The 11,697-nt window shown below is 40.9% G+C and carries 9 protein-coding genes; 7 read left to right on the top strand and 2 right to left on the bottom strand.

What is annotated here, in order from left to right; translation table 11 throughout:
• Positions 1-2: 2 nt before the first annotated feature.
• The 4 genes from OFO01_RS04480 (at position 3) to OFO01_RS04465 (ending at position 3,384) form a co-directional block, all read left to right on the top strand.
• Positions 3-608, top strand: a complete 606-nt coding sequence (locus tag OFO01_RS04480; protein WP_270858992.1) for a hypothetical protein — start codon at positions 3-5, stop codon at positions 606-608.
• A gap of 3 nt (positions 609-611) precedes the next feature.
• Positions 612-1,508, top strand: coding sequence for a type II CRISPR-associated endonuclease Cas1 (gene cas1, locus OFO01_RS04475; RefSeq protein WP_270858991.1), 897 nt, complete (start codon positions 612-614; stop codon positions 1,506-1,508).
• Between the two features lie 12 nt (positions 1,509-1,520).
• Positions 1,521-1,847, top strand: coding sequence for a CRISPR-associated endonuclease Cas2 (cas2, locus tag OFO01_RS04470; RefSeq protein ID WP_270858990.1), 327 nt, complete (start codon positions 1,521-1,523; stop codon positions 1,845-1,847).
• Positions 1,848-2,562: 715 nt separating this feature from the next.
• A complete protein-coding gene (locus OFO01_RS04465; RefSeq protein WP_270858989.1) occupies positions 2,563-3,384 on the top strand; it encodes a hypothetical protein in 822 nt (273 codons plus the stop codon).
• A 465-nt stretch (positions 3,385-3,849) separates the two neighbouring features.
• Here OFO01_RS04465 and OFO01_RS04460 read toward each other — a convergent pair whose 3' ends face one another.
• Complete coding sequence (locus OFO01_RS04460) at positions 3,850-4,914, bottom strand: tyrosine-type recombinase/integrase (RefSeq protein ID WP_270858988.1); 1,065 nt, start codon at positions 4,912-4,914, stop codon at positions 3,850-3,852.
• Positions 4,911-7,508 carry a YhdP family protein gene (locus tag OFO01_RS04455; protein WP_270858987.1) on the bottom strand — a complete coding sequence of 866 codons (2,598 nt, stop codon included), beginning with the start codon at positions 7,506-7,508 and terminating at the stop codon, positions 4,911-4,913. Before OFO01_RS04455 ends, OFO01_RS04460 begins: the two co-directional genes overlap by 4 nt.
• 107 nt (positions 7,509-7,615) lie before the next feature.
• On the opposite strand from OFO01_RS04455, the gene mltG reads away from it, so the two are divergent.
• Genes mltG through OFO01_RS04440 form a run of 3 tightly spaced genes read left to right on the top strand, consistent with a single transcriptional unit; the run spans position 7,616 to position 11,652 of the window.
• Positions 7,616-8,572 carry an endolytic transglycosylase MltG gene (gene mltG / locus OFO01_RS04450; protein ID WP_270858986.1) on the top strand — a complete coding sequence of 319 codons (957 nt, stop codon included), beginning with the start codon at positions 7,616-7,618 and terminating at the stop codon, positions 8,570-8,572.
• A 15-nt stretch (positions 8,573-8,587) separates the two neighbouring features.
• Positions 8,588-10,771, top strand: coding sequence for an NADP-dependent isocitrate dehydrogenase (locus tag OFO01_RS04445; protein WP_270858985.1), 2,184 nt, complete (start codon positions 8,588-8,590; stop codon positions 10,769-10,771).
• Complete coding sequence (locus OFO01_RS04440) at positions 10,771-11,652, top strand: lactate/malate family dehydrogenase (RefSeq protein WP_270858984.1); 882 nt, start codon at positions 10,771-10,773, stop codon at positions 11,650-11,652. The genes OFO01_RS04445 and OFO01_RS04440 overlap by 1 nt, the downstream gene beginning before the upstream one ends.
• Positions 11,653-11,697: the final 45 nt, after the last annotated feature.

Raw genomic sequence — 11,697 nt, 5'->3', positions numbered from 1 at the left:
AGATGATCAAAGAGTATAAAAGTGAAGCTGGATTTGAAATGGCGCTTAAAACAAGGCGAATTATCCGGCTTAAAAATGGTGGTTTTGTAAAAAATGATAGTATGCCACGAGTGGATATTTTTGCTCACAAGCAAACGGGCAAATTTTACGGAGTGCCGATTTATGCTATGGATTTTGCTCTTGGAGTTTTGCCAAATCGTGCCGCAGTGCAAGGCAAAGATAAAAATGGCGTTATGAAAGATTGGCTAGAAATGGACGAAAACTATGAGTTTAAATTTTCACTCTTTCCAAATGATTTAATCGCTGTGCAAAAAAGCGGTATGGAAAATCCTATTTTGTGCTATTATGAAGGATTTGGAATTACGACGGCTCAAATTCGAGTAGCAAAACATAGTAACAACAAAGCCGATTTAACAAGCGATGAGATTAAAATTTACGGCGATATATCAAAAAAAGATAAAGTCGAACAGCCTAGTCTTGGAATTCAAGGTTTGCAAATTTTTGAAAAAATGAAAGTCTCGCCACTTGGAGAAATAAGCGCATGTAAATTTGAACCAAGACAAGGCGTAAAGCTAAAATCATCGCCAAAATTCCCAAACAAAGGCTAGATTATGGCAGGGTTTGATGAGAGTTTTAGAAGTTTGATGATAGGCGCTCAGGCAAAACTCAGCTTAAAAAATGCGAATTTGCTCGTTGAGCGACCAGAAAAAGATAGCGTAAGTGTGCCACTAGCCGATATACACACTATCATTTTAGAAAGCCCCGCTATCACGCTAACTTCGGCACTGCTTAGTGCTTTGGCGGAGCATAAAATCGTCCTTTTGTGTTGCGACGCTTCGCACTCGCCAAACGGCGTTTTTATGCCCTATCTTACGCATTATCAAGCTAATGCCGTCATAAAATCGCAAATTGCCCAAACTAAGCAACACAAGGCGATTTTATGGCAGAGCATAATAAAAACGAAAATCATAAATCAAGCAAATTTGGCAGCTAAATTTGATAAAAGTGTAAGCGAAGAGCTAATAAATTTAAGCAAAAAAGTTGTTTTAGCTGACGCTAAAAACTGCGAAGGAATTGCGGCGGCAAAGTATTTTAAAACGCTTTTTGGGGCTGAATTTAGCCGTGATGAGCCGATTTGGATAAATTCAGCCCTTAATTATGTCTATGCGATAATCCGCTCGTGCGTGGTGCGAAATATCGTCGCAAGTGGTCTTTTGCCGATTTTTGGCGTGGGACACGATAATATTTTTAACAATTTCAACCTAGCGGATGATTTAATGGAGCCCTATCGTCCCTTTGGCGATGAGCTTGTTTTGAAGCTCTTTGATGAGAGCAAAGATACATTTTTGAGCGTAAAAGATAAGGCGAATTTGGCTGAAATTTTAGAAGTTTCTACGAAAATAAACGGTAAGAAATTTAGCCTTGCTATGGCTATTGCTAAAACCGTGCAAAGCTACAAAAATAGCCTTATGAGTGGCATTTGCGAGCTAGAATTTGCCGGGTTGTAAATGGAAAATTTTATGAGAGTTTTGGTTATGTTTGATGTGCCAGTCGCTACAAAAGACGAGCGAAAAAAGGCGAGTAAATTTCGCAACAACTTGCTAAAACAAGGCTTTTTTATGATGCAGTTTTCTGTATATATGCGGGTTGTGCGTGGGCTAACAGCAGCGAATTCGGCTGTCGAACGCCTCAAAAAAATACTTCCGCCAAAAGGGAATATTCGCTCACTTATCATTACCGAAAAGCAGTTTGACAAAATGCAACTTTTGCTAGGCGAAGACGACGAACAGATGAAAAAATCAAAGCCAAAACAACTTACGCTTTTTGATGATTTGGAAGATTTTTAAATTTGCGTTGTAAAAGAAAGAAAATTTGGCAAATTTTATAAATTTGCCAAAATAAAAAATTCGGTTTTTCTAAGGGATTTAAACCCTGCGGGAGACCGAAAACTCCCTTATTTTAGGCGCTCGTTAAATTTGTCTTGTGTTTTATAGCCTATTTTTTGATATTTTGCTATAAAAATTTTCGTTTTATCCCTTAAAATCAGATTTTGCTAAGGGTATATTATAGCAAAAACAAATTTAAGGAGTGCCTAAAACACTACTCTTGCAAATTACACCAATTACAATATTATAGCAAAAACAAATTTAAGGAGTGCCTAAAACCTAAATCTTTTTCAGTGTGTCTTGTTCCACATTATAGCAAAAACAAATTTAAGGAGCGCCTAAAACTAAAATATCATAAAATAGCTTAATTATTTTATTATAGCAAAAACAAATTTAAGGAGCGCCTAAAACCGTATTTTCTTGCGTATTTAAACTTAAAGATTATAGCAAAAACAAATTTAAGGAGCGCCTAAAACCAGCAGTTTGAGCGTAGTGAAAAACTTCTTGGTTAAAAAAATTTGCTTTAAGTTAAAATTAAGATTAATTTCCTTTAAAGATTATTTCGCGACAAAAAACAATAAAAATTTTCAAATTTCCTCGCAAATTTTCCAAATTTTAGCCCATTTTAAGGGGGGGGATACAATATAAACTTTATTTTTTTTACAAAGGGCGGAAAATGATTGATAGCGTGGTTGCAAGCGAGCTGTTTATAAACGAGGATATTTTGACATTTTGGGCGGGCAGAAACAAAGAAATCTGCGATATGTGCGTGGCAAATGAAAATTTCGATCGTATCAAACGCTACAATATTTCGCTATCGAATCTCAAAGTCGATACTTTCAGAGCCGGCCATGTGCTTTTTGGCGATGTTGGCGATATATTTTTGAAATTCAGCGCGGGGCGCATTAGGTTTTACGGCGACAAGGCGCCGAGGCTGTATCAGGGCGTATGCCATACCAAAACCAGAATCGGACGAAAAGATGTGGAGTTTCATTTCGTCTATGCCTCAGCTTACGACGCTAGCGACAATCTCATCGAGGTTTTGCATATCGCAAATGATAAAGAGACTATGTTTTGCCTCGTCGATATCATGCTAAATGGCCAAGATTTCAGCGTCGATGAATACCATGCGCCGACTAAAATCGACCTTGACGCTGACCACACTAGAAGGGTTGCGAGTGTAGATGTGCGAAACCAGCAGTGGAACATAAACACCGCCAAAACAGCCGAAAAAGCCAAAGACGAAAATTTAGATAGCGAGCTTATGAAACGCTCTAAATTCGAGGTTGCGGGGCAGATTTCGACACTGCTAGAAAAGCACAAAGAGACGCTGAAAAATATCACAAATAGAAGTGGCGAGAATTTTTACGACTTGTATGCGAAATTTAGCGTTTATGACGATTTTTTGAAAATCGAGAGCTACAAAAGCGCGCTTGGCGATATCCAAACAATCCTAAATAAAATTTATAAAATCAAATTTGACAGGCTTTTAGACTGAAATTTGGGTCAAATTTGGCTTTTTGTTTGAAATTTGCGTGAAATTTTATGATAAATTTTATGATAAATTTTGCGCAAAATTTCAAGTAAAATTTGGGCTTGAATTTTTGATTTTTTTGTCATTATGAGCGGGTGATAGCGAAAAATTTGCCTGATTTGTCATTGCGAGTTTTCGTAGAAAGCGAAGCAATCTACGAGTTTAAATCACCAAAACGCAAATTCCGTGTCATTGCGAGGAGCTGTTTTGGTGCTGACAAAGAAATCTAGTAAATTTTAAATTCAAAATTCCGTATAAATTTAGCGTTGAGCGATTTTTTGAATTTGGGCTAAATTTTAATATTTTGCAAAAATACTGCGCCGAAATTTTTGGCTCGTAGATTGCCACGGCGACTGCGTCGCCTCGCAATGACAAATCACAAAATTTTCAAAATTTCACGCTCAAATTCCACAAATTTCACGCCAAATTTTACTCACCAGAGAAATCCTCCGCTACCATTGCGGCTAGGCGGAGTTTTTCATTATCGAAATGCGTGTAAATGCGCGAGGTATTCAGGCTCGCATGCCCTAGGGCTTCTTGGACTAGCACCAAATCTTTTTCGCGCTTGTAAAGCATGGTCGCAAAGGTGTGACGCAACATGTGCGCGCCGTTTTTTTTCTTGCGAATTCCTACGCTTAAAAGCAGTTTTTCTACGATTCTGCTGATATAAGCCTGAGTGAGCGCCGAGCCTTTTTTGTTGGTAAAGACATAATCATCTTTGTTTGCAAAATTCGTTTCCAATGCGTCCAAATCGCCCTGGATAAGGCGTTTTTTTATCATTACGACGCGGTATTTATTTCCCTTGCCTCGTATCCGCAATACATACAAATCTCCGTCCTCGCTGATATCCTTGCGGCGCAGGTTTATCGCCTCTCCGACGCGGATTCCTGTGTAGATAATCACCTTTAAAATAAGGCGATTTCTATGGGTGAATTTCTTAAAATCTGCGCTATTTATCGCGCCGATAAATTTTGAAATTTCATCTTCGCTTAGAAATTCAGGCAGTTTCACGCCACGATTTCCGCTCACGCCGCCCCAGCTTTTAAGCTCTATTCCGTAGTTGTGCGAGGCGCCATTAGTTTCGTTTTGGCGGTCGATGAAGCCAAAAAAGTTTATCACGGCGATTCGGTAGTTTTTTTTGCTCGCATCGCTTAGCCCTCCCGTGATAGAGGCCAAAACCTCGCTTAAAAGCTCTTCGTCGATATTTTTCATGCTTTCTAGCTCGTAGGATAAAAGCGCATTATAGAGCTTAAAAAGCGGGTTGAAATATGTATTAATGCCCGTTAGCCCTGCATTTCTGGCGTCTTTGGCTAGGGTTGAGAGAACTTCGATATTTGGGACATTTTTGGCTAGTGCCATTATGGTTTTGCTAAACAGCTCCTCGTTTTTAAGCTCTTTGTTTGAAAGCGAGCTTAGCTTATACCTGACGAATTTGGCCATCCAAAAAAGTAGCGAAGAGGCGAAATTTTCTTTGGCGTCTAGGGGTTGTTTCATTTCTCGTCCTTAAAAATCACAAATGGCAACATTAGCGTGTTTTTGATGAGATTATATGGGGTTTTTAAAACATCTGTTGTAACGGCTGTCGAGTAGGTCGGCTTGCTCATAGTGCCTCGGATTTCGATGATAGTCGAGATCGTCTTATCCTCGCCTAAAATTATTTGATTTAAAAGCGGGATTTTCGAGATTATCGAGCTTGCGTCTTTGAGATATTTCAGCTCTAAATCAATATTTAGCGCGCCTGATTTTAGATTTACTTCGCCGTTTCCTGCGATATCTGCGCTCGTGCCCTCAAACTGCATTGCGTTTAGATAGATTTTATCCTCGCTGCGGCGGAAGTAAATTTTGCCGTTTTTCACGCTAAATCCGCGGTCATTAAAATCTGGCGTTTTGAAAGCCAGAAGCGAAGGGACGGAGTTTAGGAAGCTAAGGAGTTTTTGATAGACGATATAATCTTTCAAAAATGTATTTTCGACCAAAATCTCCCCTCGATAGTTTCTCGGATCGATTCCGCTGGCTTTGAGCGTGAAATTTCCACTATCGAAGCTTTGCGAGCCGATGATTTGATTCAGCTCCCTGCCACTGATATTTTGCGCGAAAATTTGAAATAGGCTTTTTTTGAAAATTAGCTTAAAATCGCCTTGCTTGAATTTCGCATTTAGGCTCATATCCTTGCCAGAAAGCGAGCCCGAATACGACACTAAGTCGATAGTTTTATTCATATCGGTTAAAATCACAGATGAATTTGTGCCAGAAAAGTTAAATTTCGAGCGCGCAGAATTCGAGCCTGAGTTAAATTCGCTGGTTTGGACGCTAGTATTTATCATGATATCGAGGTCTTTGAGCGTGATATTTGTGCCAGCCTTGCCACTGCTAAAACTTAGTTTGCCATTGCCCGTAGCGCCATTTAGCGAGCTTCCTGCGACCTTTAAATTTAGGCTATCGCTATTGTAATACCTGCCATTTTTTTCTATCAAACCAAAGTCAAATTTCAAATTTTTGCTAGTGATTGTGAAATTTGAAAAATCAGCCGTGCTAATGTGCGCATCACCGCCCGTGATTCCGATAGTTTTGAGGGTTTTTGAAAAATTTATTAGATCTTTTATCTGGGCTACATTTATGTCGATTTTATCGCCAAATCTCATATCCGCGCCCAAAAACTGCGAGTGCAAAATCGGCGCAGTCCCGCTAAAATCGAGCGTGAGATTGTCTTTGACATTTGAGAATTTTAAAATTTCATTATCCCCAGCCGTGATATTAAAGCTTTTTATCTCGCCACTAAATTTAGCCTTACGCGTGGTAAAATCGATACTCCCGTCAGCCGTGGCGTTGAAAATTTCATTTTGTAGATTTGAGTTTTTGATATCAAGCTTTTTCTCCGTGATATGCACGCTAGCATGCGAGCTTTTAAATTTTGCCTTTGAAATCATAATTTCGCCGTTTTTTAGGCTCACATTTGCATCCAGGGCTGCGTTTTCATGCACTGGGTCGATGTCGATTAGCACTCGTGCGTCGATTTGCTCGGCCTTGCTGACATACACTGGCTCATTTATGCCATAAAACGCCAAAATATCAATCAAATCCTTGCCGATATTTTCTTTGGTGCGCAAATCAAGCGCGACAATCGGCTCTCCGCTAAAAATTTGCTTGATTTTTACCCCAGAGCCATCTAAGCTAATGTCATTAAAGGTCGGATTGCCGATAGCTATATCTAGTGTGCCGTTTTCTAGCGTGATATCAGCGCAATCAGCGATAACTGGCGAAACGGTGCTAGCAAAACTCACATTTAAATCCTGCGCGCTGGCTCTTGCGAAAATGCGCTTCTCATCGGCGTGGGGATCGTCTAAATCAATGGCGATTTTTAGGGTGTCGATGTAGTATTTCTGCGCTACGACCAGCCCGTAAATCCACTCTTTGGCGTGAGGATTGAGGCCTGTGAGCGCGCCAAGCTCGTCCATAAAGCGTTTTAGGCTCGTGGCATGGGCGTTTGAAATCTCTAAATTTAAATTCGAGCCTATATTTAGCGCAGAAATTTCGCCTGAGATTTCATGCGAAGCAAATGTGCCGTTAAAATCATAAATGCTGGATTTGAAATTCGCGCTAGCCTCGCCTTTAAGCGTGGCGTTGAAATCTTTGAGTGAGATTTCATTTACGCTTACTTTTAGGCCGTTGCTAAGCTGGCTAAGGCCTGCGTTTATGCGAAAATAGCGAGTATCGATAAAAAAAACATCATTTTGGTATAAAACCTCGATTTTATCCTCGCCAATGTGCAAATTTTGGATATTAATCTCCTCGAAAAATTTCATCGCAAGGGTAAATTTCTTGCTATATTCGATGAGTTTTTCGTTTTTTTCTCTAAGTTCGGCTGGGGTTTTTGGCGTAGGATTTGCGTCTGAGAGCTCTTTTTTGTTGATTTGCAGATCTTTTACGCGCAAGATTAGATTGTTTTCAAGCTTTAAAAAAAATCCCTCGATTTTGACGAATTTATTCTCAAATTTATCGATTTTTACCCCTGTTTTTATAAAGATAATTCCACTCATAAAAAGTAAAAGCAAAATGGTAAAAAATCCGTAGATTATATTTCGTATCACACGCTCTCCAAACTTTTGGCTAAATAAATTTGTGCGTATAATATAAAATTTAGGCAAAATTTGGGCTTATTTTCGTATAATTTCGCAAAATTTGATTAAGGAAAATTATGCAATCTTTGGGCAGGCTTATCCGTTTTTTATCTTTTGTAGTTGAAATTTTATTAATTTTCGTAGCAGTTATTTTCTGGGATTTTCACCAAAGCGCGCAAAATCCAAAAATCGTCGCAGTAGGGCAAGGAAGCGCGGTAAAAATCCTATCATCGCTGGGGACTGGGGCGAGATTTGGCAAAACTCACGCTAGACTTCTCTCGCTTTATGGTGGCGCAAAAACCGGTGAATTGGAGCTTAGCGCGGAAAATTTACCAAAATATAGATTTTTATACGAGCTAGCTCACGCAAAGCCTGTGATGAACGAAATCAAGCTAATTCCTGGCGAGACCACGATAGTATTTTTGCAAAATTTAGCCAAATCCCGTGCGTTAAGTTTTGAAATTTTAGAGAGCGAATACAACGCAACTGCGCCGTTTTATGAGGGATTTTTGGTGCCTGAGACCTATAAAATTAATAAAAACGAAAACGAAAAAAATATCATTAAAATTTTAAGCGCGAGTGCGAATAAATTTCACGCCGAATTTAGAGAAAAATACTGCGCCGATTGCAACGATACAGCCTATAAAGAGGCGCTAATCAAGGCTTCGATTATCCAAAAAGAGGCCGCAAACGCTGATGAAATGCCAATCGTAGCCTCAGTAATTGAAAACCGCCTAAAAATCGGTATGCGACTTCAAATGGACGGCACGCTAAATTACGGGCTGTATTCGCACACTAGGGTTACGCCAGCGCGTATCCGCACCGATACTAGCCACTACAACACATACCTAAACGACGGCCTGCCACACGAGCCTGTGTGCGTGGTCTCGCCAAACGCGATAAAAGCGGTCTTTGCGCCAGCAAGCACTGAATTTTTATATTTCATGCGAAATAAAAAAACAGGCTTGCATGATTTTGCCAAAACACAGGCCGAGCACGAGCGCAATGTCAGAGCCGCACGAAATGCAAAATAACAAAAAGGAGAGATTATGGCGATTTACTACACTTACACGGACGAATCCCCAGCCATAGCCACACACTCGCTACTACCGATAATTGGGGCGTTTTTACGCTCGGAAAATATCGAGGTAAAAACGGCTGATATTTCGCTTGCTAGCAGGGTTTTGGCGAATTTTAGCGAGTATCTAAGCGAGGAGCAAAAAACTAGCGATGATTTGGCGTTTTTGGCAAATTTGACCAAAAGTAATGACGCAAACATCATAAAACTACCAAATATTTCAGCCTCGCTTCCACAGCTAAAAGCCTGCATTAGCGAGCTTCAAGCGAAGGGTTATGCTTTGCCAAACTACCCTGATAACGCACAAAGCGACGAGGAAAAATCTATCAAAGCCCGCTATGCAAAGGTGCTAGGAAGCGCGGTAAATCCAGTCCTTCGCGAGGGCAACTCAGACAGACGCGCCGCAAAAAGCGTCAAAGACTACGCTAGGGCAAATCCTGTGTGGAGCGCCCAGTGGAGCGGGAGCGAGCAAACCTGCGTGGCAAGCATGAGCGGGGGCGATTTTTACGCTTCTGAGAAATCGAAAATTTTCGCTAATGGTGCAAATTTAAGCATAAATTTCACTTGCGCTAGTGGAGAGAAAACCTGCCTAAAAACCCTGAAAATCGAAGCTGGCGAGGTCGTAGATAGCGCGTTTATGAGCGTGAGCGAGCTTGGTAATTTTATCGCCGCTAGCGCGCAAAAAGCCAAAGAAAGCGGGCTTGTATATAGCGCGCATTTGAAGGCTACGATGATGAAAGTAAGCGATCCTGTGATTTTCGGACGATTTGTGAGCGTGCTATTTAAGGGAGTTTTCGCTGAATTTAAAGATGAATTTGCGAAATTAGGCATAAATGCAAACGACGGGCTAAAAGGGGTATATGAGAAAATAAAAAATTCGCCAAATTTCGCCCAAATAAAGGCTAAATTTGACGAAGCGTTTGCGAATTTGCCCGAAATTTATCATATCGACGAAAATACGACAAATTTCGATATGCCAAATTTGGTGATAATCGACGCTTCGATGCCTGCGATGATACGAAACGGCGGGAAGCTACGCACCAAAGGCGGGCAAATGCGCGAAGCAATGGCGGCGATTCCCGATAGAAGCTACGCTAAAATTTACGAGGCGATGATTGAGGATTTGAGGGCGCATGGGTTTTTGGACCCTGCTAAAATCGGAGCCGTGGCAAATGTGGGATTAATGGCGCAAAAAGCCGAAGAATACGGCTCGCACGATAAGACCTTTATCATGGAAAATGACGGGCGTATCGAGGTTGTAAGCGAAAATGGCGAGGTGGTTTTTGCGTATGATTTGCAAAAAGGCGATATTTTTCGCATGACGCAAACCAAAGAAAAAGCGATTAAAAACTGGGTAAATTTGGCGTTTTCTCGCGCTAAAATCAGTGGCGAGAGGCTGATTTTTTGGCTAGATGAGGCTAGGGCGCACGATAGAAATATAAAAGAAATTTTGCTAAGCCAAATTGCTCAAAATGCCGAATTTAAGGGCGCAAATTTTGAAATTTTAGATCCGTATGAAGCTGTAATCAAGACAAACGAGATTATTCGAAGCGGGCAAAATGTCATAAGCGCGACGGGCAATATTTTGCGCGATTATTTGACCGATTTATACCCGATTTTGGAGCTTGGAAGTAGCGCGAAAATGCTCTCAATCGTGCCACTTTTGGAGGGTGGAGCGATGTTTGAGACGGGTGCTGGTGGGACTGCGCCGGATTTAGTGGCTATGATGAGAGAGCAAAATCACCTTAGCTGGGATAGTTTGGGCGAGTTTATGGCACTGTGTGAGGCGCTGGAATTTGTAGCGCAAAAAGAGCAAAACAAAAAAGCAAAAACCCTAGCAAATGCGCTAAATGCGGCTATTTTTAGGTATTTAAATGAAGCAAAATCCCCAAGCCGCGAAGTAGGGCAAAATGATATTCGCGCCAGCCACTATTTTTTGGCTAAATTTTGGGCGGAAGAATTGGCAAAATTCGAGCCAAAATTCGAGCAAATTTATGCAAAATTTAGCGAAAACGAGGCACAAATTTTAGATGAATTAAACGCGGAGCAGGGCAAAAGCGTGGATTTTGGCGGATATTTTATGCTGGAATTTGACAAAATGCAAAAAATCATGCGCCCAAGCAAAATTTTAAACAAAATCATAGAGGAAATTTAATGAAAATAGCAATAATCGGAGCTGGAAATATCGGCGCAAATGTCGCAAACAATGTGATTGTAAATGAAAATTTAGCCAAATCTATCAGCGAAATCGCGCTTGTGGATATCGCAGAAAACATAGCGCGCGGTAAGGCGCTGGATTTGGCGCATTTAGCGAGCCTTTGTGAGTGCGATGTGAAAGTGCGCGCTGGAAGCGAGCCAGAGCTTTTAAAGGAGGCAGATATCGTCGTAATCACGGCTGGGCTTACGCGAAAAGCGGGGCAAAGCAGGGAAGATTTGCTTAAATCAAATGCCAAAATCGTGAGCGAGTGCGCGAGGAACACAGCTAAATTCGCCCCTAATGCGATAATCATCATCGTAACAAATCCGCTTGATTTAATGGTTTTGTGCGCGCAAAAAGCAAGCAATTTCGCGCCTAGTCGCGTTATCGGCATGGCTGGCGAGCTAGATAGCGCGAGGCTGAAATTTGAGATTGCGAAATTTAGCGGAGATAAAATTTCTGCTCTAAATGCCCCAGTGGTAGGCACTCACAACGATGAAATGGTGATTTTAAAGGACGAGATAAATGCTAAAATTTCGCCTGTCGATTTAAACACTGCCTCGCAAAATACCCTAAATAGTGGCAAAAGCGTAGTTAGCCTGCTTGGCACTTCGGCGTATTTCGCCCCAGCTGGTGGGATCGTAAAAATCATAAAAAGTATAATCGCAGATGATAACAAAACCCTAATTTGCTCTGTGGTAGATGAAAACGGCGTGCCATTTGGCAGGTTTGTGAGTATCGGCAAAAACGGCGCGACACCCCTAGAATTCGAGTATCCGTTGGAATTTAAGAAAAAATACAACAAAATGGGGCAAAGCATAAGAGAGCTTGAATTTTAAATTCGTGGCAAATTTGCAAAAACGCAAATTTGCCTAAATTTCAAA

It is taken from the genome of Campylobacter sp. JMF_01 NE2 (genome assembly GCF_027737365.1).
GTDB lineage: Bacteria > Campylobacterota > Campylobacteria > Campylobacterales > Campylobacteraceae > Campylobacter_B.
Note: the sequence above shows the minus strand (reverse complement) of the source record. Positions and strands in the feature narration are given on the sequence as shown.

What these genes read in the sequence shown, in the direction of transcription:
- OFO01_RS04480 (WP_270858992.1), top strand. Translation starts at nt 3, where the DNA reads ATGATCAAAGAGTATAAAAGTGAAGCTGGATTTGAAATGGCGCTTAAA.
- cas1 (WP_270858991.1), top strand. Translation starts at nt 612, where the DNA reads ATGGCAGGGTTTGATGAGAGTTTTAGAAGTTTGATGATAGGCGCTCAG.
- cas2 (WP_270858990.1), top strand. Translation starts at nt 1,521, where the DNA reads ATGAGAGTTTTGGTTATGTTTGATGTGCCAGTCGCTACAAAAGACGAG.
- OFO01_RS04465 (WP_270858989.1), top strand. Translation starts at nt 2,563, where the DNA reads ATGATTGATAGCGTGGTTGCAAGCGAGCTGTTTATAAACGAGGATATT.
- OFO01_RS04460 (WP_270858988.1), bottom strand. Translation starts at nt 4,914, where the DNA reads ATGAAACAACCCCTAGACGCCAAAGAAAATTTCGCCTCTTCGCTACTT.
- mltG (WP_270858986.1), top strand. Translation starts at nt 7,616, where the DNA reads ATGCAATCTTTGGGCAGGCTTATCCGTTTTTTATCTTTTGTAGTTGAA.
- OFO01_RS04445 (WP_270858985.1), top strand. Translation starts at nt 8,588, where the DNA reads ATGGCGATTTACTACACTTACACGGACGAATCCCCAGCCATAGCCACA.
- OFO01_RS04440 (WP_270858984.1), top strand. Translation starts at nt 10,771, where the DNA reads ATGAAAATAGCAATAATCGGAGCTGGAAATATCGGCGCAAATGTCGCA.